This is a genomic window from Pseudoalteromonas shioyasakiensis, from assembly GCA_013391845.1.
GTDB lineage: Bacteria > Pseudomonadota > Gammaproteobacteria > Enterobacterales > Alteromonadaceae > Pseudoalteromonas > Pseudoalteromonas apostichopi.
On the sequence record CP058414.1, the window covers coordinates 1,799,531 to 1,826,495 of the forward strand.

23 protein-coding genes are annotated in these 26,965 nt (G+C 39.9%); 13 read left to right on the forward strand and 10 right to left on the reverse strand.

Going from position 1 to position 26,965, the window contains the following annotated elements; genetic code table 11:
• Nucleotides 1–6: 6 nt before the first annotated feature.
• Nucleotides 7–1,374: a YjiH family protein gene (locus HYD28_08170; protein ID QLE08954.1), complete on the forward strand. Its 1,368-nt coding sequence runs from the start codon at nucleotides 7–9 to the stop codon at nucleotides 1,372–1,374.
• Nucleotides 1,375–1,407: 33 nt separating this feature from the next.
• Here HYD28_08170 and HYD28_08175 read toward each other — a convergent pair whose 3' ends face one another.
• Complete coding sequence (locus HYD28_08175) at nucleotides 1,408–1,554, reverse strand: DUF2897 family protein (protein QLE08955.1); 147 nt, start codon at nucleotides 1,552–1,554, stop codon at nucleotides 1,408–1,410.
• A gap of 39 nt (nucleotides 1,555–1,593) precedes the next feature.
• Complete coding sequence (locus HYD28_08180; GenBank protein ID QLE08956.1) at nucleotides 1,594–2,130, reverse strand: acyloxyacyl hydrolase; 537 nt, start codon at nucleotides 2,128–2,130, stop codon at nucleotides 1,594–1,596.
• Nucleotides 2,131–2,365: 235 nt separating this feature from the next.
• Between HYD28_08180 and HYD28_08185 the strand changes: the two genes are divergently transcribed.
• Nucleotides 2,366–2,959: an ABC transporter substrate-binding protein gene (locus HYD28_08185; GenBank protein ID QLE08957.1), complete on the forward strand. Its 594-nt coding sequence runs from the start codon at nucleotides 2,366–2,368 to the stop codon at nucleotides 2,957–2,959.
• 300 nt (nucleotides 2,960–3,259) lie between these two features.
• A complete protein-coding gene (locus HYD28_08190) occupies nucleotides 3,260–4,597 on the forward strand; it encodes an ankyrin repeat domain-containing protein (GenBank protein ID QLE08958.1) in 1,338 nt (445 codons plus the stop codon).
• A gap of 82 nt (nucleotides 4,598–4,679) precedes the next feature.
• Here HYD28_08190 and HYD28_08195 read toward each other — a convergent pair whose 3' ends face one another.
• The 5 genes from HYD28_08195 to HYD28_08215 are packed head-to-tail and all read right to left on the reverse strand — an operon-like array spanning nucleotide 4,680 to nucleotide 8,215.
• Nucleotides 4,680–5,135 (reverse strand): DUF2069 domain-containing protein, encoded by a 456-nt coding sequence (locus HYD28_08195; GenBank protein QLE08959.1) that lies wholly within the window; start codon nucleotides 5,133–5,135, stop codon nucleotides 4,680–4,682.
• Nucleotides 5,132–5,686, reverse strand: a complete 555-nt coding sequence (wrbA, locus tag HYD28_08200) for an NAD(P)H:quinone oxidoreductase (GenBank protein QLE08960.1) — start codon at nucleotides 5,684–5,686, stop codon at nucleotides 5,132–5,134. The genes HYD28_08195 and wrbA overlap by 4 nt, the downstream gene beginning before the upstream one ends.
• Nucleotides 5,686–6,033: an arsenate reductase (glutaredoxin) gene (gene arsC / locus HYD28_08205; protein QLE08961.1), complete on the reverse strand. Its 348-nt coding sequence runs from the start codon at nucleotides 6,031–6,033 to the stop codon at nucleotides 5,686–5,688. Before arsC ends, wrbA begins: the two co-directional genes overlap by 1 nt.
• Nucleotides 6,034–6,087: 54 nt before the next feature.
• Nucleotides 6,088–7,548, reverse strand: a complete 1,461-nt coding sequence (locus HYD28_08210) for a M48 family metallopeptidase (protein QLE08962.1) — start codon at nucleotides 7,546–7,548, stop codon at nucleotides 6,088–6,090.
• Nucleotide 7,549: 1 nt separating this feature from the next.
• Nucleotides 7,550–8,215 (reverse strand): hypothetical protein, encoded by a 666-nt coding sequence (locus HYD28_08215; GenBank protein ID QLE10516.1) that lies wholly within the window; start codon nucleotides 8,213–8,215, stop codon nucleotides 7,550–7,552.
• A gap of 366 nt (nucleotides 8,216–8,581) precedes the next feature.
• Between HYD28_08215 and HYD28_08220 the strand changes: the two genes are divergently transcribed.
• Together HYD28_08220 and HYD28_08225 are read left to right on the forward strand one after the other, a co-directional pair.
• Nucleotides 8,582–9,649 (forward strand): AI-2E family transporter, encoded by a 1,068-nt coding sequence (locus tag HYD28_08220; protein QLE08963.1) that lies wholly within the window; start codon nucleotides 8,582–8,584, stop codon nucleotides 9,647–9,649.
• 118 nt (nucleotides 9,650–9,767) lie between these two features.
• A complete protein-coding gene (locus tag HYD28_08225) occupies nucleotides 9,768–12,023 on the forward strand; it encodes an aminotransferase class V-fold PLP-dependent enzyme (GenBank protein QLE08964.1) in 2,256 nt (751 codons plus the stop codon).
• Nucleotides 12,024–12,087: 64 nt separating this feature from the next.
• Here the strand turns inward: HYD28_08225 and HYD28_08230 are convergent, their stop codons facing one another.
• Complete coding sequence (locus tag HYD28_08230) at nucleotides 12,088–13,119, reverse strand: LacI family DNA-binding transcriptional regulator (protein QLE08965.1); 1,032 nt, start codon at nucleotides 13,117–13,119, stop codon at nucleotides 12,088–12,090.
• Nucleotides 13,120–13,467: 348 nt separating this feature from the next.
• Between HYD28_08230 and pgi the strand changes: the two genes are divergently transcribed.
• From pgi to HYD28_08255, 5 genes are all read left to right on the forward strand, one after another.
• The gene (pgi, locus tag HYD28_08235) at nucleotides 13,468–15,114 is read left to right on the forward strand and encodes a glucose-6-phosphate isomerase (protein QLE08966.1); all 1,647 of its coding nucleotides are present in this window, start codon (nucleotides 13,468–13,470) and stop codon (nucleotides 15,112–15,114) included.
• A 268-nt stretch (nucleotides 15,115–15,382) separates the two neighbouring features.
• Nucleotides 15,383–16,855, forward strand: a complete 1,473-nt coding sequence (zwf, locus tag HYD28_08240; GenBank protein QLE08967.1) for a glucose-6-phosphate dehydrogenase — start codon at nucleotides 15,383–15,385, stop codon at nucleotides 16,853–16,855.
• Between the two features lie 5 nt (nucleotides 16,856–16,860).
• Nucleotides 16,861–17,571 carry a 6-phosphogluconolactonase gene (pgl, locus tag HYD28_08245; protein ID QLE08968.1) on the forward strand — a complete coding sequence of 237 codons (711 nt, stop codon included), beginning with the start codon at nucleotides 16,861–16,863 and terminating at the stop codon, nucleotides 17,569–17,571.
• A 707-nt stretch (nucleotides 17,572–18,278) separates the two neighbouring features.
• Entirely contained in the window at nucleotides 18,279–20,819 is a 2,541-nt protein-coding gene (locus tag HYD28_08250; protein ID QLE10517.1) for a TonB-dependent receptor, read from the forward strand.
• 239 nt (nucleotides 20,820–21,058) lie between these two features.
• Nucleotides 21,059–22,570: a tryptophan 7-halogenase gene (locus HYD28_08255; GenBank protein QLE08969.1), complete on the forward strand. Its 1,512-nt coding sequence runs from the start codon at nucleotides 21,059–21,061 to the stop codon at nucleotides 22,568–22,570.
• Nucleotides 22,571–22,608: 38 nt separating this feature from the next.
• Here HYD28_08255 and HYD28_08260 read toward each other — a convergent pair whose 3' ends face one another.
• On the reverse strand, nucleotides 22,609–23,331 hold the full coding sequence (locus HYD28_08260) for a hypothetical protein (protein QLE08970.1): 723 nt from the start codon (nucleotides 23,329–23,331) through the stop codon (nucleotides 22,609–22,611).
• 230 nt (nucleotides 23,332–23,561) lie between these two features.
• Between HYD28_08260 and HYD28_08265 the strand changes: the two genes are divergently transcribed.
• Together HYD28_08265 and HYD28_08270 are read left to right on the forward strand one after the other, a co-directional pair.
• Entirely contained in the window at nucleotides 23,562–24,266 is a 705-nt protein-coding gene (locus HYD28_08265) for a SapC family protein (GenBank protein QLE08971.1), read from the forward strand.
• A gap of 125 nt (nucleotides 24,267–24,391) precedes the next feature.
• Nucleotides 24,392–25,426 (forward strand): isoaspartyl peptidase/L-asparaginase, encoded by a 1,035-nt coding sequence (locus HYD28_08270; protein QLE08972.1) that lies wholly within the window; start codon nucleotides 24,392–24,394, stop codon nucleotides 25,424–25,426.
• 68 nt (nucleotides 25,427–25,494) lie between these two features.
• On the opposite strand, the gene queF is transcribed toward HYD28_08270, so the two are convergent.
• Complete coding sequence (gene queF / locus HYD28_08275) at nucleotides 25,495–26,340, reverse strand: NADPH-dependent 7-cyano-7-deazaguanine reductase QueF (GenBank protein QLE08973.1); 846 nt, start codon at nucleotides 26,338–26,340, stop codon at nucleotides 25,495–25,497.
• 59 nt (nucleotides 26,341–26,399) lie between these two features.
• Here queF and syd point away from each other — a divergent pair, with 59 nt between their 5' ends.
• Nucleotides 26,400–26,939, forward strand: a complete 540-nt coding sequence (gene syd, locus HYD28_08280; GenBank protein QLE08974.1) for a SecY-interacting protein — start codon at nucleotides 26,400–26,402, stop codon at nucleotides 26,937–26,939.
• Nucleotides 26,940–26,965 lie beyond the last annotated feature (26 nt).

A 26,965-nucleotide genomic window follows, 5' to 3' on the forward strand; every position in this document is an offset into this window, starting at 1 on the left:
GAAAATATGTCTAACTTAAACACAGCAAATCGCAGTGACTTGCGAACCTTGTTTACCTTTTTCGTTCCTTCACTTATAGGTGTCTTTTTGTTTATGACGCCGGTACCCATAGGTGAAGCAATGACTATTCCGATTGCTGTTATGGCAAAAGCAGTGCAAGAGTGGATTGCCCCATTTGCATTGGGTTTAATCACCAGTATCGTTTGTATCACCGGTGTTTTATCTTTGATAATAAAGCTGTTTAAACCACAGCCATTACTTAAGTTTTTTATCATTAAACACTTATTTGATGTTAGTTGGCTGTGGCTGAGTGTTCGGTTACTGGGCATGATATTTATTATTCTGACTTACACGAAGCAAGGTCCTGAAATGATTATTTCAGGGAATACTGGTGCGTTAGTATTAAACGACTTGCTGCCCGTATTGTTTTCTGTGTTTGTTTTAGCGGGGTTATTATTACCGTTATTATTAAATTTCGGTCTCCTAGAGCTAGTGGGTACGTTATTAACTAAGGTTATGCGCCCACTTTTTGGTGTTCCTGGTCGAAGTGCAGTTAACTGTGTGGCATCTTGGTTAGGTGATGGTAGTGTAGGTATTTTGATGACCGCTCGTCAGTATGAAGATAAACATTATACACAACGTGAAGCAGCCATTATTGGTACCACTTTCTCAGCTGTATCAATTACCTTTTGTTTAGTTGTTATTGGTCAAGTAAAGCTTGAACACCTATTTGCACCGTTTTATTTAACGGTGTGTTTAGCGGGTTTAGCAGCTGCGCTAATTGTGCCTCGCTTACCACCGCTACGCTTTAAAAAAGATCTCTATGTAGATGGAACTGAGCCTGATAAAGACGCAGAATCAGTACCTGAAGGTAAAACATTGGTTTCTCACTCACTTGACGTGGCACTTGCTAAAGCACGCACTGCACCGGGTTTTGCTGGTACAGTGAAAGAAGGCTTACATAACGCATTTGATATGGTATTTGCTGTATTACCTGTGGTTATGGCTGTGGGCACATTTGCTTTGATTATTGCTGAATATACGCCAATTTTTGAATATATGGGCAAACCTTTTGTTCCATTCTTAGAGCTATTACAAGTACCAGAAGCTGAAGCTGCTGCACAAACAATTATGGTTGGCTTTGCTGATATGTTTATTCCGTCGATTCTTGCGGCTGGTAGTATCGAAAGTGATGTAACACGCTTTATCATTGCTGCAATGAGTGTGACGCAATTGATTTATATGTCGGAAGTAGGTGCACTGCTTTTAGGTAGCAAAATCCCGGTTAATATTATCGAATTGTTCTTCATATTTATTTTAAGAACCTTAGTAACATTACCGGTGATTGTCTTAATGGCACATTGGTTAGTGTAAACAAAGCTAAAAGTTTAAATAGAAAAGCCCTGATTATTCATCAGGGCTTTTTTTATCTTCATTATCATCGCTTTTAGGCACTTTGAAGTCCATTTTTGCTGCATGTTTTAGCAACATAAGGTTACCAACTACCACACCAAATACGGCAACAACAATGGCTATAATTTGCCAAGTTTCCATCTTTAAATCCTGCCGATATACACAGCGATATAGTAGCACTTAAAATCGTCTTGCATAAGACAGTGAAATAAAATCAAGGCCAGGGTTAGGGTTTTTGAAGCCCGCATTTGAGTAATGTAAATATCTAACTGCTAATGTTGAGTCATCATCTAAGTCTGCAACTAAGCCCAATCTATCTTCAAACTGATAGTGAGTACTAACGTTTTTGCCTGCAAAATGGGTGTCATCTAACAGTGAAACACCAATCCCAAACTCCACATAAACAGGCATGTTTTTCAGATTAAATACAGGGTATTGGATCACCGGAGACATAGCTAACACGATATTAGTTTGATGTTTGTTGTCTTTGCCATACTGCCAAATATTAAAACTAGACTCGAAGTACAAACGGGCGTGTTGAAAAGGCAGCTTTTCATTGGGTATATGGTACTGGTAGGCCAGCTTTAAGCCTTTCACATCACCTTCACCTTGGATGTAATCAACGGCATAGCCATGGTTTGAAGCGGCATAAGTCGGTGTTGCTAGTAGGGCGGCTACACTTAACATAAGTGCTTTTAGTGGGTGCTTTAGTTTCATCTCGGTACTTCTCATTATGACTGTGAGCAAGTAGATAAGGGTGAGGGTAGGGGCTTTTCAATGTGCGTAAAAACACAGAAGCTGTGCACATTCTCATATTTTTTAGCAATTGACTGAAAACTATGGGAAAAATCGATTGGTGCTTAATTGGCATTAAAACGGTGTCGGATTGTTTCTTTTTTTATGGATTTAATATCGGTATATTAGCGAAAATTTTCGTTGAGAGGTGAATACGATGACCAAACTAGTTAACTCATTTTTGCTTATAGCTGCGCTTTTTACTGCAACTGCTTTTGCCAGTGAAGACCGCTCGCCTAAGCAACTATTAGAATCAGTCACAGCAGATTTATTTGTTGATATCGCAAATGTAAATGCGAAGGGTGATGCAAGTTCAGAAGCAATGGCAAGCATTGTAGAAAAACGCTTATTGCCGCACATGGATATTAAGTTTGTATCGTATAAGCTTTTAGGTAAGCACATTAAAGGCCTACGCCGTGACCAAGCCGTTGATTTTATTGCTGCGGTTGAGCATTACTTAACAGTAACTTATGCCGGCGCACTAATGAAATACACAGGCCAAAAAGTTATTTTTGATCAATCACAACTCATCGACGGTGGTTATGCAACAGTTAAAACGCAAATTGTTGATGACAATGCGCCAGCCATCGATTTGCACTTTAAATTACGCCAAGGCAAAGATAAGCAGTGGAAAGTATACGATATCGTTGCTGAAGGCATTTCACTGTTAAGCGCGAAGCAAAAAGAAGTATTGCAACGCATCAGTCAAGTGGGTATCGACGAAGTCACAAGCGAATTAGCAAGTAAGTAAGTTAGCTTAAAGCTCGATTACCTTCACCTCATCGAGCATTTTAGCTACTTTCAGTCTCCAACCAAGCAGTGAGCACCGTCCATGTGCCGCTGCTTTTCTATTTTCTTTAAAAATCACCTACTTTGCGCTAGCACCTGTAACCCTCTGTGGTAGAATCATGCTACTTTTCTTGTTTACCAAAGTATCTGTTCAGATACTATGTTATTGGTTGCAATATTAAGCAAACTGTCAGTTAAATTTTGCTATAACTGAGTGCTTAATAAGACATCTAATAATGTGCAGCGGAGTTGTGTTTTTTTAATGGAAAATGTACTGATTTGGCCAAAGGAATACCCGTTACTGATCAAAGGATTAGCTGAGCAAAACGGGGCCTATATTTTAGATGCTTTAGAAGCTTGGCCGGCATGTCGTTCTACTAATGAAGATGACGGTGTGTGTGCGACGGTTCTTCCGCCTATTTACTACCTCACTTGGTTGACTCCTCTTGAACCGTTTGAAGAGTGTTATTTCCAACACATTTCTGAGTTTGATGAAGCTGCGTTGCATTATGTTAATGCTATGAAATCGCACTTTTTAGAAAACGACTACACCCCTGAGAGTCTTGTGTTAATGCTGTGCCAGCGCTTAGAGAAATACGCCAGCGCATTTGCACAGTCGGCAGTTAAAACACCTATTACACTCATTCACCAGTTATTTAATCGTCGCTATTTCACGGTGATAGAGCATGTACTTAATCAAGGTGCGAAAATGTCTGCGGACGATGTGCTGGAGCTCTGGACTGAAGTTGACTTTAGAGAACGCTTTAGTGGTTTTATTCCAGAGTCTGTTGCAGATCTTGAACCTTTAACTGTGCTAGCAGCAGAAAAGGTAGCCCATGGCGAAGATTATTTCACGTTGCTTAAGCTCGTGTCACCAGACGTTGATTCTGCATCGTTACTTGAACAAGCTTTACTTGCTCACTTAAGCCATGAAAATGCTAAACAAACAATGGCAAAGCGGTTTATTGAGCAAGGTGCAACCGGTGCATTAGCTGACGCAAACGGTAAAACAGCCTTTATGTGGGCTACCGAAAAAGGCTATGTGAATGTTGTTGAGACTTTGCTTGAGTATCAAGATAAAAAATCCCAAGACAACAAAGGCAATACGGCATTACATTATGCAGTTTTAGCCGAGAATGGACCGTTACTTGTGCTGCTTCTAAAAGCAGGTTATGACTTTAGAGTTCGTAACAATGATGGTTTAAGTTGCTACCGATTAGCAGTAAGTATCAAAGCGGATAGCTTAGTGAAGTGCCTTGAGCATGACTTTGGCATCAAAGAGCTTTCACCTGAAGGGCAGTTTGATCGCATTAAAAAGGTACATTTATTACATGCGATTGTAACTTTGTTACTTCCTGTGCAGCTGTTCTTCTTTTTTGATGACAGTATTTCGATTAAAAGTGAGCTAACACTTAGCTTTACGCTAATTTCAATTTTATGTTTTTTCTTTGCGACAAGCTTGAAACGATGTGCGCTTTACCCACATATACGCCATCCTTGGGGACTTTTTATTTTAAGATTGTTTTCGTTGTTTAGCTTAATTGGCCAAGTGGGTCTAGCAAGTATTGTCGCGCTAGCCACCTTAGCTGAGTTGGTGTGAAGACATAAAAACTATATAAAGTGACATAAAAAACGGCAACCTAGGTTGCCGTTTTTTGTTTCATTTTTCTAAATAAAAGTGTTTATTTGTCGTGCTCATGTGCCGCTTTTTCTTCAGCCAGCTCTTCTTTTAATTTACGTATCTTAAGGCCAAGTTCTTGTCCGCGATGGCGTGCATAATAGGTGCAGCCAATGAACATTAGGCTCGCAAAGGTTAATTCAAGTAATACCCAAATCAGCTGTTCTTGCGCGACCCAAAGTAATGTAAAACCATGGATGAAATAGAACATGACAATAAAGTTCGCCCATGCATAGGTATAAGGCTTATCTTGAATGATACCTTTTAGCGGTAGCAGCAGAGGCAGGATATATACAACAAAGATAAAGGCATTACTATGGCCTTCTCTTGGGGCAATTAAAAACAACCAAACTGGCATTAAAACTAATAAGCCGATATAACCAATCAGTGCGAAACGTTGGAATCGTTTTGTAATTGGTTTTTTGGCAACAGGCTGATTTAACTCAGGTTCCAAGCTCATTGTAATTTACTCGCAATTAGTGTCAGGCGCTTACCAACGCTTTGACATATTTTAATTTCGTCTTTACTTAACACATTACTGTTATTGCTACCGGCTACATGAGTCGCACCATATGGCGTACCGCCAGTTTCAGTCGCTAGTAATTCAGGTACTTCATAAGGCACACCTAGCAACATCATACCGTGATGTAATAGTGGCAGTGATAGATTTAACAAGGTTGCTTCATTACCACCGTGCATGCTGCTTGATGACGAAAAAACGCAAGCGGGTTTATCTATCAGCTGACCTTTAAGCCATAGATCACTGGTGGTTTCCCAAAAGCTCTTTGCTTGCGAGGCCATCATGCCAAATCGAGTAGGAGTGCCAAAGGCTAAGCCATCACAATTAATAAGATCATCTTTGCTGATCATAATATCGTGTGACTGACGCTTAACAAAAGTGCGCAACAAGGCTGTTGCACCTTGTTGCTCAATCGACTCGGCTATCTCATGAGCCATAGCTTCTACAGAGCCATGGCTTGAGTGGTATAGCACAACAATGTTTATAGCCATTAAAGCACGCTTAATACGTTTTCTGGTGGACGACCTAGAGCAGCTTTGCCTTTATTTTCAACAATTGGGCGCTCGATTAGTTTTGGATTGGCAGCCATCGCAGCAATTAACTTATCTTCATTTTGTTCGTTTTTAAGCTCAAGCTCTTTGTAGATGTCTTCTTTAGTACGCATTAATTCACGCGCTGAAGTAAAACCTAGCTGACTAATTAAAGTCGCAATTTGTTGTTCATTAAGCGGTGTTTTTAGGTATTCAACAACACTTGGTTGAATATTACTGCTTTCTAATAGGGCAAGTGTTTCACGCGATTTTGAACAACGTGGATTATGATAAATAGTCACAGACATGGTGTGTTCTCACATTTAATATTTTGGCTTATTTTAGGGCAAGCGCCGCGAGACTTAAAGTCTCGCAAGCTCTTTTTGTAATTGACGGTATTGTGTAAGTAGGGCTTTTAAACGTTGTTGTTTTACTAATTCTTCAGGCTCAACAAAGTTTAGTGCTTTTTGAATTTCATCGGCTGCTTTTAAATAAGCGCCATATTGAGCGAGCACATCGGCATGAGCTTCATGGTAGGAAGCCATATTTTCTTGCTTTTTATAGACATCAGCAATGAGCTCTTTGGCTAGATTGTTCTCAGGTTTTGCTAACAAGTAAGATTTTAGAATACGCTCCGCAAGGTCAAATTGTTTTGCTTCAATAGCGGCATTTGCATAGTTTAAGGCAATCACCTGATTGTTAGGTCTATCGATATCTAACTTAGCTAAAAATTCTACAGCCTCGTTAGCTTTACCTTGAGCAATTAGTAAGTCTGTATGGGTATCGATATAAAATAAGTTTTTTGGATCTTGCTCAAGCAATGGATTCAATACGTCGGCCGCTTCATCAAGCTTTTTCTGATCCAACAGGCTAATACCTAAACCGTATTTGAGAGCTGTGTCGTTGTGAACAGTATTTGCACGCATTAATTTACGAAACAAATCTTCCGCTGCTTTTGACTTTTGCTGATAACGAGCAATCACTCGGCTTTTAGCCAAATTGAATTCTAGGCTGTCAGCATAGTGTCTTTTTGGGTATTGCTCGGCACGTAAGCGTACATCAGATACACGACTTTCTGGTAATGGGTGAGTCAGTAAAAATGCTGGCGGCTTATACTTATAACGAATTTGTGCAGCAAGCTTAGTTAAAAACTCACTTGATTGGCGGGGGTCAAATCCTGCGTTATTAAGGGTTTGCATACCAATACGGTCAGCTTCTTGCTCAGCAGCACGGCTATGCGTTAATTGACTAAATGCCGCTTGTGTTTGGTTCGCTGAAATAATTGCAATTCCGGCATCAGGTGCAACAACTGTAGCCAAAATACCAGCAATCATGCCTGCGATGGTTAATGCGCTGTTGTCTTGTTGCTGTTGAATACGGCGCGCTAAGTGGCGTTGTGTGACGTGAGCTATCTCGTGTCCAAGTACTGAGGCAAATTGGCTTTCGTTATCGGCTTGTGCGATGAGGCCTGTATGCACACCTACATGGCCGCCATAGAATGCAAATGCATTGATTTCTGAATTGTTTAGCCAGAAAAATGAAAATGGAAAACGTACATCGTTAGCGTTTGCGACCAAACGTCTGCCCAGAGTAGTGAGGTATTCATCGAGAACGGGGTCATTCACAACAGGCGATGAACCACGAATTTGCATCATCATCACTTCACCGATTGCTTGCTCTTTTTCAATCGGCAACGCTTGCAAAGCCGAGGTCCCTAAATCGGGCAGCTTAAAGTTAGTTTGTGCCTTCAACGGCTCACTATGAAGTATCGAGAATGTCAGTAATGCACTGCATAGTGTAATAAAGGCTAATTTTAGTCGCATCTTATTCCTTGTTGATTTGCTCACCTAACATGACTTTTGCTATGTCTATTTCGTCGCTGCATGCTCGGCTGTCTTTTTCGCACAATTGATAGAAATCTTTTATTGTGACTCCATCTAGCTTAACAACGTTCAATTCTCGTTGTAAAAAAGTTATGATTTTATGAGCTACTTTATGGGCATGAAGAATTAATGCTTTGTCTGCTTTATCGCCTCTTTCAAAGTAAAAACCAATGAACTTATGGAGCTGATTAAAGCGAATAAGGTTTTTCATGCTGTGCGGATCCCACACCTTAAACTCCATAAAGCGGTTGTCTTTAATAAATTGATCTACAGTAACATCTTTTGCATAAGGGTAAGCCCATAATTCAAAGCCTCGATCTGTAAAGCTTTGATGTAATGCGATTCGTGGTTTTTGCTCGCAAACAATTTCGCCCATTTCGGTTACATGGCCTCCTAATAAATCAAGGTTCCAGTTACGTGGGTCAATTAATCGCTTAACAGCATTATCAAAACCGTGGTCTAAAATCCCTTCTGATTCGCTGACTGATGATGCCACCATATGATAAAAAGGCGGCAGCTCGCCCCAGTTAATTTGTTTTTTATACCAATTTATCTCTTTAAGAGTTGGATTCGCAGGTAATTGCGCTTTATTATGCGAGCCAGGCATCATGTTTCCTTTACTACCAGTTATTGATTAAGGATAAACTATTGTTTTGCGTGTTTTAAGCAAAAAATGAGTTGTTTCTCATTATAAAGACTTATTTCCGCAAGATGCTGACATCTTATACTTATTATTCATATTAATAACGCAGTTGATTCGCTATGTTAACGGTTGATTTAAGGGACTATAAGTGCCCCCAACAATTTATTCAGTTTAAATTAGGGTTGAATAAGGCAATATCAGTTAAACAACCCGTGACTTTTACATTTAATGCTGCAGAGGCAACGGACGATATGCAGCGATTTTTAGAAAAACATCATTACCATTTTAAAATTGACCTAGAATTAGGTGTGCTAACTGTGGAGCCCATTCGTGTTTGAGTATGTAAAAGCCTGGTACGAAAATAAATTTTCAGATCCCCATTCAGTAACCTTGTTGTTACTGCTTATTGCAACCTTTGCATTTTTCTACTTTTTTGGCTCGCTAATCGTGCCTGTTTTAGTTGCCTTGGTGATTGCCTATTTACTAGATTGGCCCGTTGCTCATTTAGAAAAGCTGGGTTTAAAGCGCTTTACTGCAACGATTCTTGTTATGTTGGTATTTAGTGGCTTGATGATCATGATTATTGTTGGCATGGGGCCTGTGCTTTGGCAGCAAACCAGTAATCTAGTTCAAGAAACCCCATATATGATTGAGAAAGGTAAAGCACTGCTTTTACACCTTCCTGAAGATTACCCAAGTTTGATTACTGAAGATCAGGTTAAATCAATTGTTACCAGTGTTGAAACTAAAGCCATTGAGTTTGGTCAGTTGGTGTTATCCGTATCGTTAACCTCTATTAAAGATGTAGCAGCTTGGCTGATTTATCTGATTTTAGTGCCGCTCTTAGTGTTCTTTATGCTTAAAGATAAATTAGAGCTGACGCAAAGTGCTGAGCGATTATTGCCAAAGCAGCGCCGTTTGATCATTCAAGTGTGGCAAGAAATGAATCAGCAAATCATGAATTATATCCGCGGGAAGGTATTCGAGATTTTAATTGTGGGCACTGCATCCTTCATCTCCTTTGCAGTTCTTGATCTTCGTTATGCAGCCTTATTAAGTGTGTTGGTTGGCTTATCAGTTCTGATTCCATTTGTAGGGGCAGCATTGGTGACTATTCCTGTGGCAGCGGTGGCGTTATTCCAATTTGGCTTAGAAACACAATTTTGGACCATTCTAATTATCTATGGCGTGATCCAAGCACTTGATGGCAACGTTTTAGTGCCATTGCTGTTCTCTGAAGCTGTCGATTTAAACCCTGTGTTTATCATAGTGGCTGTGCTGTTTTTTGGTGGCTTATGGGGGTTTTGGGGCGTATTTTTCGCGATACCACTTGCGTCATTGGTTAAAGCACTTATTAATGCATGGTCTTCAAAACAGGTTGAACTAATCGAAAATTAGCTTAGTCTTAAAAAGTATAGAAAACGCACTTTACTGACTAATTGATTATTATAAATTAGCCGTGAAAAATGTAAAATAGGTTATAAGATATATCTTTTAGTAATATGGTGCGTTTTACATGGCAAATTTTTACCTTCCTGACGATGCTAATCAGCAAATTTATTTAGATGCGAATGCAACGACTCCTGTACTTCCTGAAATTGCCGATGTGGTTTCGCATACGATGCGAGTATGTTTTGGTAACCCATCAAGCTCTCATATTACTGGTATTCAAGCAAAGCACTTATTAGAGCAAACGCGTAACAAAGCGCGTGAAGTAATTGGCGCAACCGACGGCGATATTTTATTTACCTCTGGTGCAACCGAAGGTATTCAAACGGCGGTTGTTTCAACGCTTATTGCTGCGAAAAATCACCCAATTGAGAACCCGGTATTACTTTATGGGGCAACAGAACATAAAGCAGTGCCAAATACCCTAAAACATTGGAACAGCGTGCTTGATATTAATGCACAGGTGTTAGCTATTCCCGTTGATAAAAACGGTATTTTAGATCACGAATTTATTCGCAAACATGCAGCTAATGCGCTGATGATTTGTACTATGGCGGTCAATAACGAAACCGGTGTATTCCAAGACTTAATCGCTATTGAGCAAGTTATTCGTAGTGAAAACACCCATGTTGCTTGGATGGTAGACTGCGTACAAGCCTTAGGCAAAACCAACTTAGCGCTAAGCCAAACAACCATTGATTACGCCCCATTCTCAGGCCATAAATTGTATGCCCCTAAAGGAATTGGCGTACTTTATATTCGTGAAGGCAGTGCATATACACCGTTTATTGCTGGTGGCGGCCAAGAAAGCGGTATGCGATCAGGCACCGAAAACTTACCAGGTATTGCCGGTTTAAATAAGCTGTTCTCGTTATTACTTGATAAACAAAACCAAACATTCAAACCAATTGAGCAGCTAGATGCTTATCGTGAGCAATTATTAGGAGCACTAACAGACACCTTTGGCAGCATCACGTTTAACCACAGTTTTGAGCATTCAGTGCCAACAACGTTGAACTTTGCAGTTAATGAATTAACGAGTAAAGAAGTGATGGATTTATTTGATGCTGCGGGTATCCGTGTGAGTGGCGGTTCTGCATGTAGCTCAGGCGCAAATCGTAGTTTTGTACTTGATGCGATGGGTGCCAGTGATTGGCAAAGTGAAAACGCGATACGTATGTCGTTTGGCCCTGCTGTAAATCAACAAGAAATTGACTTTGCTTGCGATAAAATTCGTTCTTTAAAACCGATTCTAGAAGCAAACTGCCTTGTTGTGTCTGATAGTACATCACCTCAACACGAAGTCTGTGCGATTGGCTTAACACAACTTCGCCATCAAGCTGCGTGCTGCTGGCTTTATGTTGATAGCGATAAAAACGCAGTGGTGATTGATCCTATCATCGAGCTTATTCCACGTATGGCGAAAATTGTTGCGACACAAGGTCTAACAGTAAAAGCGATTTTAGATACCCATAACCACCAAGAGCGTTTATCGGCTCGTTGTTTGTTAACCAAAGAGCTAGCAGAGCGTTATGTTGCTAGCGAGATAGATGAACTTGGTTGGCCTAAAGAGTCACAGGCTATCGAATTAACTGGTGTACGCTTAACTAAATTAGCGACACCGGGACATAGTAAAGATAGTGCCAGCTACTTATTAACAGATACTCAAAGTGGTAATGTGAGCTATTGCTTCTGTGGCGATTTAATCTTACCGGGTGGTTTAGGTAATACGGCTATTAGTGGCGGCGATGCTGCGCAAATGGCACAGTCATTAAAGCAGCTTGCTATAGCAATACAAGATTCAACGGTGATTTGTTCGGGTCATGATTATCAACAATGTTTTGCTATGGATTGGCATGCGCAAAAAGAGACCACGCCGCTATTAGCACAGTTATTGAATGACCAAATATCAGATACGCAGTTTATTGAGTTAAAACATCAAGCTGATGAACAAAAGCATACTGCAAGTCATTCTTTATGTGGTTATGTTGAAACCCTTGAAAGCGCACCTATGAAACAGCTCACTGCAGCGGATGCTAAAGCGATGCTTGACTCTCAAGCTACTTATATAATTGATACTCGTGAGCCTTATGAACATGGCGCGAATAACCTTTCAGAGTTATTTTCCGTTGCTAATAGTAAAGTGATCAACATTCCATTGAGCCGTATGGCAAATGCCATCGTCGAAGAGCAATTAGATAAAACGCATACTTATATCTTGGTTTGTCGAAGCGGTAACCGCTCAAAGCAAGCAGCAAATAACCTGTCACAACTTGGTTTTGAAAAGGTATATAACTTAGATGGTGGTTTAGCGTTGTTGTAAAAGGTAATTTAAGTCGTTCATTAAAAAAGCCGCTATTGAGCGGCTTTTTTGTAAGCTGTTTAAGTTAGGCTGTTATGGGGCCTGAACTTTCACGTACCACTAATGATGGGGTAAAGGTCGTGATAATGTCTTTATCTTGATTCCGTGCACCACGGGTTTTTCTGAACAACAGGCGTGCTGCATGCTGTGAAATTACATCATTTGCTTGATGGGCTGTGGTAAGCTTTGGCCAAGTTTGACGCGAGAATGGAGAATCTTCGAACCCAGTAATTGATAACTGCTGTGGAATTTCAATACCCATTAAGCGTGAGGCGAATAACGCGCCAGCTGCCATTTCATCGTTTCCGCCAAGTAGGGCAGTGATGCTTTTCGGGTTACTCTCACCAAGCAATGCTTTTGCACCTTCAACACCTGATTCAAAAGAGTACTGGCCTTCGTAGATTAGCTCATCCTTCAATGAGATGCTGTGATCTTTTAATGCAGCCTGATAACCCGCTAAACGTTCAGTCGTAGATTTATGTTCTTTATCGCCGCATAAAAAACCAATGTTTTTATGACCAAGCGAGAGTAAGTGAGAGGTAATTTCGTACGCAGCCGCGTAGTCATTTACATAAATACAGGTGTCTTGGTCTTCCTCTGTAGGGCGACCGGAGAGTACACGCACATAATGAATGCCCATTTCATCAAGCATATCGATGATACTGCTTTGTTCTGATAGGGGTGGTGTTAACACTAAACCAGCCAAACGAGAGCGCTTTATCATGGTTTTGAAGTCTTCTTCCATGTTGCCATCGAGGTAGTTACAAGGGTGAATGACTAGTTCATAGCCTTCTTCTTTACAACGCGACAATACGCCATTTTGCATGTCGATGACATAATAAGCATTCGGGTTGTCATAAACTAAACCAACAGTAAAAGACGATGTGCCTGCTAGGTTACGAGCTGCAAGGTTTGGTTGATAGTTCAACGTGTTAACAGCGTCCATCACTATGTCGTAAGTTTTTTTTCTGACCGATGGCTCTTTATTGATCACTCGCGAGACTGTTTTCATTGAAACACCAGCGAGCTTGGCTACATCATTTATGGTTACTTTCATACTGTTACTTTATAGTTAGTTATATTTGTATTATAATAATATTGAAAAGTGTTCGCTAGAGCGCTTTTTCTTAATAGGTACATTAATATTTAATATAAGTTAGTTAGTGTATCTAATGTTCTACTAAATTAGCAGTAAAATAATTGAGATAATTTTTATGATACCGGTGTCAAAAGAGAAAAATTGCGCTATTATCTCGACTATAAAATGTAAAAGTAGAGCATTGACAGCGTTGTCATTTTGACTTAGTGTTAATTTTCATCTTATTTTTTATTGCTGTCTTTATTCAACATTAATAAAAAGATATTTAAAAATCAGTTTGTTGCAAGTTTTTAGGGGATTATATATATGAGCAGCCGTTCGCAATTAGCTAGTTGGCAAGCACTATCTGAAAGTGCCAAAAAGATGAAACAAATTCATCTTAAAGATTTATTTGCCAAAGATAGCACGCGTTTCGAGCAATTCTCTGCTCAGATCCCAGGTGTATTATTCGATTACTCGAAACAACAAATTAATAAAACTGTTTTTGAACAATTAATTGCTTTAGCGAAAGAGTGTGACATTAGCGCATGGCGAGACAAAATGTTCAGTGGTGAGAAAATTAACATTACTGAAGACCGTGCTGTACTTCATACTGCTTTACGTAACCGCGCTAACACTGCTGTAATGGTTGATGGCGAAAATGTAACGGACGCTGTTAACGCAGAGCTTGCTAAAATGAAAGCGTTTGTTAGCAAAGTGCGCAGTGGTGAGTGGTTAGGCTACACAGGTAAAGCTGTGAAAGATGTTGTTGCAATTGGTGTGGGTGGTTCAAACCTAGGTCCGCAAATGGCAACAGAAGCGCTTGCTGCTTATGCTGATGACACATTAAATGTTCACTATGTATCTAATGTTGATGGTGTTCAGATTGCATCTGTTTTACAAGGTTTAGACGTTGAAACAACATTATTTGTTATCTCATCTAAAACGTTTACGACCTCAGAAACTATGACTAACGCTAAATCGGCTGTTGAGTGGTTTCTACAAACAGCCCAAGCTCAAGAGCATATTGCTAAGCACTTTGTTGCTGTAAGCACCAATTTAGAAAAAACAGCGGCCTTTGGTATCGCTGATGAAAACGTATTCACAATGTGGGATTGGGTAGGCGGTCGCTTTTCTTTATGGAGTGCGATAGGATTACCAATCGCCTTGTACCTAGGCTTCGACGCGTTCGAAGAGATCCTAGAAGGTGCGTTTGAAATTGATGAGCATTTTAAAAATGCTGAATTTGAAAATAACGTACCATTGTTAATGGCGCTTTTAAGTGTATGGAACACTAGCTTTTTAGGTTATACCGCACAAGCAATTTTACCGTATGACCAAGCATTACACATGTTACCTGCGTATTTACAGCAAGGTGAAATGGAAAGTAACGGTAAGCATGTTACTTTTGCTGGTGAAACTGTTCCTTATACGACGGTTCCTATTATTTGGGGTATGACAGGTATCAATGGCCAACACGCATTTTACCAATGTCTGCACCAAGGTAATGTAATTGTGCCTGCTGACTTTATTGCTTCAATTGAGCCGCAAGTAAATGTTGGTAAGCACCATGATATTTTATTATCAAACTTCTTTGCACAAACCGAAGCGATGATGGCCGGTGTTGATGCAGAGCAAGTCACTGCTGATTTGACCGCAAAAGGTAAATCTGAAGCAGAAATTGCAGAATTATTGAATCACAAGATTCACCAAGGCAATCGCCCAACAACGTCAATGTTATTAGATAAAGTTGATGCGAAAACGGTAGGACGTTTAATTGCGCTTTATGAGCACAAAATTTTCTGCCAAGGCATTATTTTAGAAATCTGTTCATTTGACCAATGGGGTGTAGAGCTAGGTAAAGGACTTGCCTCGAAAATTGAAGCTGAACTATTTGATGGCTCAGTTAGTCATCCACACGATAGCTCAACCAACGGACTGATCGCTTACTATAAGACACATCGTAAGCAGTAACAGATTCGCAGCTGCTGCTGCAAATAGAATACCTTTGAACGGGTAGCGCTGGAGTTCTTAGGGCCTGTATTTTTGTGAGAGGATTTACAGAGCCCCTAAGACTCATTTACTTCAGCCAACATAAGAATAATGAGTGAGCTACTTACAAACAAATTCAACAGGCTTTGTTAAAGGGATCATCTAACACAGCCAATCAACCAGATAACAACACGCACTGCCATACTGAATGAGTCGATTAACATGGCATTGCCAATGTAGAGAGTGATATATGTTAAATCCATTTGATATCGTAATTTTTGGGGGCGGCGGTGATCTTGCGCTACGCAAATTACTTCCTGCAATGTATCGCGCTTATCAAGAGGGCAACCTTCCTCAAGGTTCTCGTATCCTGCCTACGGTACGCGAAGAAAGCAAACGTAAAGAATATATCGAAACAGCGCACAAAGCCTTACAGGACTTTTTAGGTAAAGGTGAATACAACGCAAAAGATTGGAAAGCTTTTTCTGCTTACCTTGTGCCAGTTGTATCAAATGTGACTGAAGCAGATGATGACTGGGATAAACTAAGAGATATCCTTAATGAACACGACGCTGATAAGTCTCGTGTTTTTTACCTTTCATTACCGCCTGCAGTATACGGTAGCTGCTGTGAAATCTTATCTAAGAAAGGCCTGATCACAGAAACATCACGTGTTGTTGTTGAAAAACCAATTGGTTACTGTGGTGAATCAGCTGAAGCCATTAATGCGAAAATTGCAGAGTACTTTAGTGAAGAACAAATTTTCCGCATTGACCACTATTTAGGTAAAGAAACTGTACAAAACCTAATGGCATTGCGTTTTTCAAACTCACTGTTTGAAAACCTGTGGGATGCTAAATCAATCGATAACATCCAAATCAGCCTATCGGAAACTGTTGGTTTAGAAAGCCGCGCTGGTTTCTACGATAAAGCGGGTGCATTACGTGATATGGTACAAAACCACTTGCTACAATTACTTTGCCTAGTAGCGATGGAATCACCAAACAAATTAAATGCTAACAGTATCCGCACGGAAAAACTGAAAGTACTTGAGTCGTTACGTCCGTTAGTGGCTGAAGATGTGGATGCGAACATTGTACGTGGTCAGTATGTGCCAGGTAACTTAGACGGTAAAATCGTCCCTGGTTATTTAGAAGAGCTAAACGAAGGCGCAAGTAAAACAGAAACTTTCGTTGCTATTCGTGCGCATATCGACAACTGGCGTTGGGCTGGCGTGCCTTTCTACCTACGTACTGGTAAACGTATGAAAAAGCGTTGTGCTGAAATCGTTGTTGAATACAAAAAAGTTTCACACAATGTTTATACAGACAATGTAGGTAATATTGAGCCAAATCGTCTTGTTATTCGCCTACAACCTGAAGAAACAATTCAATTAACACTGATGTCTAAGCGCCTTGATAATCTTGAGATGCAATTAGAACCAGTGACGATGAACATTGAGTTATCACAGGCATACAGTAATGGTTTCCATTCTGATGCTTATAAGCGCTTAATGTTAGATGCAGCTGCAAATAATCCATCACTGTTTATTCACCGTGATGAAGTTCGTCAGGCATGGAAGTGGATCGACCCAATCATTGAACGTTGGCAAGAAAAAGGTGCACCATCTTTATACCGTGCAGGTACATGGGGCCCAGAAGATGCTGATGAATTGTTAGAAGAAAACAACCATGTATGGTTTAACACAGGCGATAAGGCGTAATTAAGATGGCAACAATTGTTGAAAAATTCTTTGCAAACAAAGACGAATTAACAGCTGAGCTTTCTTCAAGCCTTGAGCAAAGCCTTGTTGCAGGTATTAAAGAAGATGGTCGCGCGGTACTGATGGTATCGGGTGGCTCATCGCCAGCACCTGCTTATAAACACTTATCAAACCTTGACCTTGACTGGGCAAACATTGATGTTGCTATGGTTGATGAGCGTTGGGTTGATGCTGATCATGAAAAAAGTAATGAAGCTTTTATCAAAAGCACGCTATTACAAAACCATGGCGCTGCAGCTAATTTTGTAACAATGAAAAATGACGCATTAACGGCACAAAACGGTGTAGCTGAATGTGAAGCTGCATACAAAGCATTAAAGCGTCCTTTTGATGTGACAATTTTAGGCATGGGTCCTGATGGTCATACGGCTTCTCTTTTCCCTCATGCTGAAGGTCTAGAACACGGCCTTGCGACAGATGATTTAGTATGTGCAATTAACGCTATTGAAAGTGATGTGACTGGTAAAATCACCGAGCGTATGACGTTAACTTTATCTGCTATCGCAGATTCTAAAGTAGTGAAGCTTTTAATTAGCGGTGAAGAAAAACTGGCTGTTTATAAGCAAGCGAAAGAGGGAGGGGCAGTTGCTGATATGCCTTTACGTGCAGTATTGAATCATCCACATATCAATATTGAAGTTTATTGGGCCCCTTAAAAGCAGATTAAACCTAACTTTAAAAGCGAGCTGTTATGCTCGCTTTTTTGTTTTTAAATAATCACTTTTTGTGATTCATTTGAATCAATACGCTTTCTTTAAATAACGCTATAAAGTGTTAGACAAGAACAAAAGGGCTCTATATAATTAAAAATGACAACGCTGTCATTGTTATTGATTTTTATTCTCATTATTCCTTTAGCTCATTCTGCCCAGAAAAAGTTAAAAAAATTTGTCCATGACAGCATGCTTTTGGAAACAAGCAAGTTTATTAAGCTAATTTATTGTTAGTTAAAAGGTTTTATATAACTTTTAGTTATGGTTAATAATTGCTCAGTGGAAACTAAAGCTTACAAAAATAGATGTTATTTTTAGTTATTGTCAAAATCTCACTCCTCAGGTCTTTTCATCTGCGATAACAGTCATGCTATATTTGCGCCGTTTATTTGTAACAATTCTTAAAAACTCAATATTAAACATTAGTTATATCAATAACTTGATTATTTTGTTGTAAATTTTTTGCACAAATCAACCAAAAAGATGTAGCACAAATGTAATTTAGAGTGTATGGTTTGTTACTGGATGACAGCGTTGTCATCATCACTGGGCAGAAGTGATATAAAAAACCAACAAAATGATTCAAGGGGAATCCTGTGTTAGCTAAAAATTTTAAGAAAAGCTTATTAGCAGTTAATATCGGCCTCGTAATGAGTGCTGGGTTCACTGGTGCTGCATACGCAGCAGAAGAAACTAAAGTTCAAGAAGATGTTGAAGTAATTGAAGTCCGCGGTATTCGCCGTTCACTTGAAGCTTCAATGAATACTAAGCGCTTTGCTGACAGCGTTGTCGATGCTGTTTCTGCTGAAGATATTGGTAAGTTTCCTGATGGCGATGTAGGTGAAGCACTTGGTCGTATTTCAGGTGTTGCAGTTAATCGTCAATTCGGTCAAGGCCAACAAGTGTCGATTCGTGGTGCTTCAAGCCAATTAACACGCACACTTTTAAACGGTCAAACTGTTGCATCAACAGGTTGGTATGACCAACAATCAATCGACCGTAGTTTCAACTACACACTTTTACCACCTGAACTAGTTGGTGAAATCCAAGTTTATAAATCTTCTCAAGCTGACGTTGTAGAAGGTGGTGTTGGTGGTACGGTTATCGTTAACACTCGTAAGCCGCTTGATCTTGACGCTGGTACGACTTTCTTAAGTGTAAAAGGCGATTACGGCACAATCTCTGAAGAAACAGATCCTCAAGTTTCTGGTTTGTTTAGCTGGAAAAATGATGAGGAAACATTCGGTTTACTAGGTTCAGTATCTTGGGCAGAAACAAATTATCAACGTAACGGTATTGAGTCACTTATCGGCTGGGGTGATATTGTGCCTACTACGTTCCAACAAGAACGTGAGCGTACTGCACTAAATGCAACTTTCCAATATCGTCCTACAGAAAACCTAGAGTTAGGCTTAAACATTATGAGCCTTGAGTTAGATGCAAACAATGCAAACACCTCAAACTTCGTGATGTTCCCAGACGACAAAGAAGCTGCATGTGAGCAAACAAATGCATCTGGTACATGTACTTTCTACCGTCGTACTGGTGAAGGTGCAAACCCGGGTTGGACTCAAACTTGGGCACGTATTGCAAGCATGTCATCTGACACAGCTGATTTCAGCCTTAAATACGAAGGTGAAAATTTCACATTAAAAGGTCGTTTCGGTACAACTGAATCAGAAGGTGGTACAGACCTAACTGCAAACTACGGTAACTTCATTGGTGTTCCATCTGATTATGCTGGTACTTATGATGCAACTGGCGATGTGATAAAAATTGATATTAATAACAAGTACTTTGAACCATCAGACTTTGCAGGTCCATTATCTCCAGCTGGTTGGGCTCTGAAAAAACAACCTAACACAGATGAAGAAACTTATGCACAGGTTGATCTATCTTTCCCTGTAGACTTTGGTGCTATTACTGCAATCAAAACAGGTTTCCGTTGGGCAGATCACGAAGTAAAACAAGAAACTTACTCAACTACTTTAGTTGATACATTACCTAGTGGCGATGGTGAGACTTACTACTCAGGTACTATGTCATCAGGTGCTGGTTTCACTTTACCAGAGCCAGATTTTGACAAGATGGTAGCTGATGCACGTGCTGCAATTTCAAGCTTCGATAATGATTCAGCTGTATATCGTTCAGGTTACGGTACAATCGAAGAAGAAAACTTTGCAGTTTACGCAATGGCTGAATTCTCTGCAGAATCTATCCGCGGTAACTTCGGTTTACGTTATATCTCAACAGATGCAGAGTCAGATTACTACGGTTTTGCAAACGGTGAGTACGAGAGTTCACTTAGCACTGATAAAGCAAGCTACAACGACGTATTACCTAGCATCAATATCGCATTTGATTTAGCTGAAGATGTTATTTTACGTACCTCTGCAGCACAAGTTATTGCACGTCCTAACTACACTGATATGTTCTCTGCATCATCTTTTGCAGGTTACGCTGATGGTACAGCAAATAATGAGGTACTAACTAAAGGTAACGTTGGTCTTAACCCATTCAAAGCAACTCAAGCTGATTTAGGTATTGAGTGGTACTTTGATGGTGATGGTATGGTAAGTGCAACTTACTTCTTCAAAGACATCACATCATTTGTTACCTCAAGCCAAATCTTAAATCAACAAATTGGTGTCGTGGACCCTGATACTCAAGGTGATAACTGGACTCTATCTACTAAGCTAAATGCAAGTGGTGGTCAAATCGAAGGTATCGAGCTACAAATTCAAGATGGCTTTGATAGTGGCTTTGGTTACTCAGCAAACTACACATTTGTTGATGCACCATCAGAAGCTGAAAACTACCCAGATATGATCCCATTATTCTCAGATTCGTCTAAGCATACTGTGAATCTTGTGGGTTACTATGAAACAGATACTTACTCAGCTCGTTTAGCTTATAACTGGCGTTCAGAGTACATGATCCGTGAGCTTCCAGGCTTCTACGGTAACCGTGAGCACCAATCATACGGTACACTTGATTTCAGTGCTAACTACAGCGTAACTGATAATATTGACGTAACGTTTGAAGCTGTTAACTTAACGGAAGAAGATAGCGTACAAATCGGTGTTGCTCCTTCAGATGCAGAAGTTGTTCCAGAGCTTCGTAACGGCTACCCAGCTTGGAGCTTTGAAGGTGAAGCACGCTACAAGCTAGGTGTATCACTACGTTTCTAATTTGATTTAGATAACGAAATTAAGAAAGCCCAGCTCGTACTGGGCTTTTTTGTGAGTAATACCAATCCGCAATAATACTTAGTTATTTTGAGGGATTAAACCTATCGCTACCTGCGTTAAAAATTTCTGATTTAGAACAACTAAATAACGAAATTTTTGCCTTGTTATCAACGAGGTTTTATTGCCTCAAAATAGACCATTTAATTAAGCGAATTGGTATAAAAAGTGGGCGAGTATAAATGATAAAAAAAATCGCAATTGTTGGTGGCGGGACCGCAGGTTGGTTAGCTGCTAACCATTTAGGTCATGCACTGTTACAAAGTGGCATTGAAATTACATTAATCGAGTCACCTAATATTGCCAGCATCGGGGTTGGTGAGGGTACAGTTCCTTCGATGCGTAACTCTTTACAAAAGTTTGGTATCAGTGAAAGTGACTTTATCAATGAATGTGATGTTACTTTTAAGCAGTCAATCAAGTTTGTAAATTGGCTAGATAAACACAAACATGGTGCTAACTTTTACCATCATTTATTTGATCACCCACATATTTTTGGTGAGCAGTTAACACAGCAGTGGCTTGCTGAAGGTAGCGGTAATGATTACGCTGAGTTTGTTTCTAAGCAGCATGCGTGCTGTGAAAATAATTTAGCACCAAAAACAATTGCGACTCCACAATATGCCGGTGTCAACGGTTATGCCTATCATTTTGATGCTAAAAAGTTTGCTGCATTCTTAGGAAGTCATGCCACGCAACATTTTGCTGTTAAACACCTGTTTGCAGAAATTAAAGATGTCACCTGTGATGAGCATGGCTTCATTACACACCTAATCGACTCAGAAGGTACTGCCTTGCAATTTGACTTTATTATCGATTGCTCTGGTTTTTCGGCTGCCTTTATAGGACAAAAGCTGGGAGTTGGTTTTGTTGATAAATCAGATAGCTTATTAACTGATACTGCAATCACATTGCAAGTGCCTACACAAAGCGATGATGAAATACCGCCCTACACAATTGCAACGGCACATCAAGCAGGGTGGATTTGGGATATTGCGCTTACAGAGCGAAGGGGAGTGGGTTTTGTTTATTCATCTAAGTATATGAGCGACGAACAAGCTCATGAAAAGTTACATCGTTACTTAGGTAACAAATTTGAGCACTTAACGCCAAGAAAGATCCCGATGAAAGTAGGGCACAGAGAAAAAATGTGGCACAAAAACTGTGTCGCCGTAGGATTGTCGCAAGGGTTTGTTGAGCCACTTGAAGCCACAGCCATTTTAATTGCAGATTTTTCTGCGGGTTTATTAGCCAAACGCTTTCCTCGTACCCGAGATGATATTAACTTAGTTGCTGATGATTACAATCAGCATGTTAATTATGTATGGCAACAAACCTTTGATTTTATAAAAATGCATTACTGTATTTCGGATAGAACTGACTCGGCCTTTTGGCGTGATAACAAAAAAACCGACCAGTTATCAGAAAAACTAAAAAGTAACCTAGCACGCTGGCAGCGCTTTACACCGGTACGAGAAGACTTTGCCAGTAAGTTCGATTTATTTGACTTAGAAAACTACTTATATGTACTGTTTGGTATGCATTATGTACCGGCAAGGCAGCAAACCAAGCAGAGCGACAATCAACAAGTTGCTGAATTTAAACAGCAACGCATAAAGCAGTTATTGAATGAGCTACCTGAGCACAGGGAGCTGTTAGATAAAATAAAGAAATTTGGCTTACAGAAGTACTAAATTTCACTTAGATGATCTGGCTATCAAAGCTAGCCAGTTCATTCTATTCTAAAAAAAGAAGAGACAGATAATCGGCTGTTGTTTATGTCATTACTATACTTTTTGGTATTAAAAAGAGCTGCGCTATGCAGTAAGTTACTCTTATAAATTACTAGTCTATTCACTTTGGCTTCTATATTAATCACTTTTTCAAAAAGCTCTGTTGTTTCATTTAAGTAACCTTGATGAGTTGCGCTGTGTTTTTCTGTATCAGCAATCATTTGATGCACACTATTTTGATTATCGGCTGTCACTTTAATAATGTTATCGGGTAAGTATTTGTATATCCCTGTGCCACCCCATTCTTTTGGAGACAAATAATGCACAGCTGCAAATGTTTTATCATCGGTTGAATCAATATGTGGCATACGCTGCAACGTATTTAATTCATTTGCATTTTGAGTAACTAGTGAAAGTTTGCAGCGATGGAGATATAAATTGTTTTTACCACTTGTAATAGTTCCATGCTCTAAAAGCTCGCTAATTAACTGCTCAAAAGCACGATAATAGGGGGCTGGCATTTCATCACGCTTGCCTGGGTAGAGTGTTCCATCACTACCAAGAGGCTGAAAGTACGCAGTATTTGCGGCAAAGTGATAAACTGGCTCTAGGTATTTTAAAAAGTCATCAATAATGATCACTGTTTCATTAATTTCAGTAATGAATACACTGCTTACTTTATAGTCTTTATTTAATTGATAGCCTTCCATTGTTTGTCTCACTCATTCCATAATTATTGAATATACTAACAAAAATAGTGGCTTATGAGTGATAATATTTGCGTGGTTATAGTTTGTTTTTTCGCCGTTTAAGGTTAATTGATAAGGTAGCTAAATTTGTTAATTTATAATGTACAAACTGCCACAAAATTTTCACTTCCTTTTTGTTGCCAAAACCTATAGGCTTTGGGCACTAACAGCAAAAACATATATAAAATTAATGGAGCAGTATCATGGCGGAGCAACAAGTACAGCCTTTACATAACGAAAAACATGCCAACATTAAAGTTCAAAATGGCATCAACATTGAGTTCATGAAAACTCAGCACTTAGTACCTGTGGTTGCACACGAATTTGCACGCATGGCAAATGAATTCCCAATGGCATTTGTTAAAAACAACGAATCAGGCCAATTCCAAGCAGTTGCTTTATTTGGTCTAGAGCCAGGCGAAAACCTTTTCATTCAAGATGATAAATGGACAGCTGCATTTGCACCTATGTCTATGACTCGTTACCCTCTTGGTCTTGTTAAGCACCCAGAAGCTGATCAGTTTGGTATTGTAATCGACGAAGCAAGCCCGCTTGTAAGCGAAGAAACGGGTAACGCACTTTTCGAAAACGGTGAAGAAACTGAATACCTTAAGCGTCGTAAAGAAGCACTTGTTTCTTTCATTGAGTTTTCTCAGGTAACTGAAGCATTCACTAAATACCTTGCAGATAAAGAACTACTTGTTGCACAAACGCTAACTGTAGAAATCAAAGGTGAGAAAAAAGACATCAACGGTATTTACCTTGTTGATGAGAAAAAACTTAACTCACTAAGCGATGAAGAGTTCTTAGATCTTCGTAAACGTGGCTATTTAGCACCTATCTACTCTTTCTTAACGTCTACTCACCAAGTAGCTCGTTTAGCACGTTTAAAAGCAGCAAAAGCTTAATTTTAAACTGCTAAAGAAAAAGCGCCATTAGGCGCTTTTTTTGTTTCTTTCATCGGTTAATGCTTGAAAAGCAGCGCCGAATTATTCACATTGGGCTTACAACTAAAAGAAATATAAGTGCCCCTATGCTAAAAACATTACTCACCTCAGCCATTGCGCTTAGCGCATTATCATTAAGTACCTTAAGTCACAGTGCCGAGCAGCCCTTTGCTATTGCCATTCATGGTGGTGCAGGGACGATTGAAAAGAGCCGCTTTACTCCAGAGCAAGAAAAAGCTTATCGCGCAAAATTAAAAGAAGCAGTAGAAACAGGCTATACCGTGCTTGAAAAAGGCGGCGAGAGCCTAGATGCCATCACCGCGGCAATTAATGTACTTGAGAACTCTCCGTATTTTAACGCCGGTCGCGGTGCTGTATATACCTATGATGGTGCCCATGAGCTTGACGCATCAATTATGGATGGCCGTACGCGCCAAGCAGGTGCTGTTGCTGGGGTTAAACATATTGAAAACCCCATCAATCTTGCTCGCCTAGTGATGGAAAAATCAGTGCATGTCATGCTCAGTGGTCAAGGTGCAGAAGAGTTTGCAAAAACGCAAGGTATGCCGCTGGTTGAAAACAACCTATTCGATACAGAAAATCGCTACAAAGCGTTATTAAAAGCGAAAGAAAAACTCGATAAACAAAAAGTAACGAGCAAAGATTACCAAGCAGCACACAAAGCGCTACCAGTTAATTATAAAATGGGTACGGTAGGTGCGGTTGCACTTGATAAAAACGGCAATATTGCTGCAGGTACTTCAACCGGTGGTATGACGGCAAAACGCTTTGGCAGAGTAGGCGACGCACCAGTAATTGGTGCAGGTACTTTTGCTGAGAACGAATCATGTGCAGTATCTGCAACCGGCCATGGTGAGTATTTCATTCGTTACAATGTGGCAGCAGACATTTGTGCTCGCGTAAAATACCAAGGTAAAACTATTGTTGAAGCAGGTAACGAAGTGATCCATGATGTTTTAATGCCAGTGGGTGGTACTGGTGGAGTGATCATCATTGATACCAAAGGTAATATTAGTTTGCCGTTTAACACTGCCGGAATGTATCGTGCGAGTAAATCAAATACATCACCAACTTATGTGGGTATTTTTAAAGGCGAATAATGGCATTCAGTAGGTGCCAGACATAAAAAACCGAGTTTGTAACTCGGTTTTTTATTGCTAATAAGGATTTATTGGCGATTAATCTTCACTTTGAATGGTGTTTCGTCTTGATTCGTTGAGCGATAAGGATTGATATCTAAACCGCCTCGGCGTGTATAGCGGGCATATACTTCAAGCTCTTCGAGATTTAGCTGTTGCATTAAATCACAGTAAATACGCTCTACGCATTGCTCATGAAATTCGTTATGAGTACGAAACGAAATCAAATATTTTAATAAGGCTTCATGGCAAATAGCTTGGCCTTTATAACGAATAATCACACTAGCCCAATCTGGCTGTGAGGTGATCAAACAGTTCGATTTTAGTAAATGGCTGTGTAGTGTTTCTGAGACAATGTCATCACCATGGTGGCGAAGTGAGCTTGCATCAATATCATAGCTCGTAATTTCGATATCAAGGTCATCGATACATTCTCCCGGTAACGCTGTAAATGGTAAACAGTTGAAATCGTCTGCTTGGTATAAATTAACCGTAACAGGCGCATTCACGGCCTCTGACAAGTCTTTACTAAGCGCGTGGTGTACATCTTCAATAGCTGCAAAACGTGTCTGATTAAAACTATTCAGATATAGCTTGAATGATTTTGACTCAATGATGTGACTGCTTTGGCAAGGAAATACAAATATTGCCACAGCGACCATAGGCTTACCCTTGCTATTTAGCCACGATAATTCATAGCCAGTCCAAATATCTTGACCTTTAAATGGTAAGTTATCTTCGCTAACCCCTAATGCATCACGGTTTAGTTTGCGGGCAATAGGAAACAATAAGCTTGGTGTATAGGTATCTACGTACTCTGTGCTTTTACCAAGAACACTGTTTTTCAGTTCGGGTGAGTTGCTGTAATCTGTCATCTTTACACTTTTGTAGTTACAATGGAGGCATTATACCTAAAGCCAATGAGTTTCGCAGTATGTCTGTTTCTACAAAATTAGATAAGTTACATCAAGCATTTAGTGAAAAATGCCTAGAACGCACAGGAAAGCTTCCTGTTATTGAACATGATACAGCATGGCCAAGTCCATGTGAGCAGGGCGAGGTTGATGAGCAGGGTCTTATTCAGTGGTGTGCAGTCCCACAGCAACCTGCCGGAAGTTTAGATGACTTAGCCAAAGCGCTTGAGTTATCTTTTCCTGATGACTTAAACCCATTGTTTGGTCATTTATATGCGGGTAATTTGTTATTGAGTGTTGATGATCATCACATTGAACTGCTCCAAGCATGGAATGAAGATGATTTTAGCCGCTTACAGCAAAATATTACCGGTCACGTGCTGATGAAGCGTAAGTTAAAGCAACCAGAAACGGTGTTTATTGGCCTGACAGAACAAGATGATTTACTTATTACTGTGCTAGTAGAAAGCGGTGAGGTTTGCTTAGAATACGTAGGTAAGAAACCACATCATGTGTTAGCAAATAGCATTAGTGAATTTTTAGATAAAGTAACGGTTTAACCGTTTGGTTAAAAAGGGGCTATCGC

What these genes read in the sequence shown, in the direction of transcription:
- HYD28_08170 (QLE08954.1), top strand. Translation starts at nt 7, where the DNA reads ATGTCTAACTTAAACACAGCAAATCGCAGTGACTTGCGAACCTTGTTT.
- HYD28_08175 (QLE08955.1), bottom strand. Translation starts at nt 1,554, where the DNA reads ATGGAAACTTGGCAAATTATAGCCATTGTTGTTGCCGTATTTGGTGTG.
- HYD28_08180 (QLE08956.1), bottom strand. Translation starts at nt 2,130, where the DNA reads ATGAAACTAAAGCACCCACTAAAAGCACTTATGTTAAGTGTAGCCGCC.
- HYD28_08185 (QLE08957.1), top strand. Translation starts at nt 2,366, where the DNA reads ATGACCAAACTAGTTAACTCATTTTTGCTTATAGCTGCGCTTTTTACT.
- HYD28_08190 (QLE08958.1), top strand. Translation starts at nt 3,260, where the DNA reads ATGGAAAATGTACTGATTTGGCCAAAGGAATACCCGTTACTGATCAAA.
- HYD28_08195 (QLE08959.1), bottom strand. Translation starts at nt 5,135, where the DNA reads ATGAGCTTGGAACCTGAGTTAAATCAGCCTGTTGCCAAAAAACCAATT.
- wrbA (QLE08960.1), bottom strand. Translation starts at nt 5,686, where the DNA reads ATGGCTATAAACATTGTTGTGCTATACCACTCAAGCCATGGCTCTGTA.
- arsC (QLE08961.1), bottom strand. Translation starts at nt 6,033, where the DNA reads ATGTCTGTGACTATTTATCATAATCCACGTTGTTCAAAATCGCGTGAA.
- HYD28_08210 (QLE08962.1), bottom strand. Translation starts at nt 7,548, where the DNA reads ATGCGACTAAAATTAGCCTTTATTACACTATGCAGTGCATTACTGACA.
- HYD28_08215 (QLE10516.1), bottom strand. Translation starts at nt 8,215, where the DNA reads ATGCCTGGCTCGCATAATAAAGCGCAATTACCTGCGAATCCAACTCTT.
- HYD28_08225 (QLE08964.1), top strand. Translation starts at nt 9,768, where the DNA reads ATGGCAAATTTTTACCTTCCTGACGATGCTAATCAGCAAATTTATTTA.
- HYD28_08230 (QLE08965.1), bottom strand. Translation starts at nt 13,119, where the DNA reads ATGAAAGTAACCATAAATGATGTAGCCAAGCTCGCTGGTGTTTCAATG.
- pgi (QLE08966.1), top strand. Translation starts at nt 13,468, where the DNA reads ATGAGCAGCCGTTCGCAATTAGCTAGTTGGCAAGCACTATCTGAAAGT.
- zwf (QLE08967.1), top strand. Translation starts at nt 15,383, where the DNA reads ATGTTAAATCCATTTGATATCGTAATTTTTGGGGGCGGCGGTGATCTT.
- pgl (QLE08968.1), top strand. Translation starts at nt 16,861, where the DNA reads ATGGCAACAATTGTTGAAAAATTCTTTGCAAACAAAGACGAATTAACA.
- HYD28_08250 (QLE10517.1), top strand. Translation starts at nt 18,279, where the DNA reads ATGAGTGCTGGGTTCACTGGTGCTGCATACGCAGCAGAAGAAACTAAA.
- HYD28_08255 (QLE08969.1), top strand. Translation starts at nt 21,059, where the DNA reads ATGATAAAAAAAATCGCAATTGTTGGTGGCGGGACCGCAGGTTGGTTA.
- HYD28_08265 (QLE08971.1), top strand. Translation starts at nt 23,562, where the DNA reads ATGGCGGAGCAACAAGTACAGCCTTTACATAACGAAAAACATGCCAAC.
- HYD28_08270 (QLE08972.1), top strand. Translation starts at nt 24,392, where the DNA reads ATGCTAAAAACATTACTCACCTCAGCCATTGCGCTTAGCGCATTATCA.
- queF (QLE08973.1), bottom strand. Translation starts at nt 26,340, where the DNA reads ATGACAGATTACAGCAACTCACCCGAACTGAAAAACAGTGTTCTTGGT.
- syd (QLE08974.1), top strand. Translation starts at nt 26,400, where the DNA reads ATGTCTGTTTCTACAAAATTAGATAAGTTACATCAAGCATTTAGTGAA.